The sequence below is a fragment of the Vibrio sp. YT-19(2023) genome (assembly GCF_033337395.1).
Genome location: NZ_JAWOQN010001104.1, coordinates 1 through 525 on the forward strand (window position 1 = coordinate 1; position 525 = coordinate 525).

Below are 525 nucleotides of genomic sequence, written 5' to 3' on the forward strand. Positions count from 1 at the left end.
ACCCAACCTTTTCTGTCTCTTACTGGTGAGGTTCTAAGCGGTGCCAACGCTCCAGTTTTTAGTCATGTCGAGATCAGTGCTGTCGCTTCTTCTGGGAGTAATACGGGAACATTTTCGAAAGCAGATGATTTGTCGGTAGAGAATGCGGAGCTATCCGTGGGTGGTTACATCACTTACACCATCAAAGCGACCGTTGCGAATGATCTGGTTTCTGACATTACAACTAAGGCGTCGGCGTTAACGCGCGATGGCCCTGTAGAAAGCAATGTTCTTGTCACGCCTCCAGCGACGCCGAACGTTACGCTTACCCATACACTTTTGTCTTCGACACCTTATTTAATCAACGGTAAGCTTAATTTCGAAATCAAAGTCAGTAACAACGGTGGTGCGATTGCACATGGTTACCACGTTACCCAGAACATCAACACGTTACTTACCAACAATGGCTTGGCGAACGATCTCTCGTCTGCTTTTAACAACACCGATGTGACCGGAAATCCATTCTCAACGTGGACTGTAACGGTC

1 protein-coding gene is annotated in these 525 nt (G+C 47.2%); it reads left to right on the plus strand.

Features of this window, described 5'->3' with window-relative positions:
- Nucleotides 1-525 (plus strand): hypothetical protein (locus R7E78_RS30285; RefSeq protein ID WP_318059164.1); only part of this gene is annotated, 525 nt, incomplete at both ends.